At 62.5% G+C, this 392-nt stretch carries 1 protein-coding gene; it reads left to right on the top strand.

Translation table 11 applies throughout. The features are described from left to right. Window positions 1-392 (top strand): hypothetical protein (locus tag EN984_RS38035; RefSeq protein WP_164766068.1); only part of this gene is annotated, 392 nt, incomplete at both ends.

The raw sequence follows: 392 nt of genomic DNA, 5'->3' as shown, positions 1-392 counted from the left end.
GTCCTCGTCGACGGCTTCGACTATCACGTGGCCGGCCCCCAGGAGGGCATCGTCCGCATCGACGAAACGGATGGCTTCACGGCTGTTCGCGAAGGCGGGCCGCGCAATGTCGACAGTTACACCGTCAGGCTGGCGGTGGCGCCGCTGGCCGGCCAGATCGTCTATGTGACGATCTCGGCGGCACGTTCGCCACAGCAGGAAGAAGACGGCACGCTGATCAATCCGGCACCGTTGCCGAATGGCATCGGCGATACGATCTGGCTATCGAAGCTGGATCCCGGCGCTGTCGGAACCGACGGCGAATTCCAGCATGTCATCACCATCAACGGCGTTCCGACGATCATCAACGACCGCTCGATCGTGCTGGCCTTCGACAGTACCAACTGGAACAC

The sequence above is a fragment of the Mesorhizobium sp. M7A.F.Ca.CA.004.12.1.1 genome, from assembly GCF_003997835.1.
Classification (GTDB): Bacteria; Pseudomonadota; Alphaproteobacteria; order Rhizobiales; family Rhizobiaceae; genus Mesorhizobium.
This window is presented reverse-complemented; position numbering and strand designations above follow the sequence as displayed.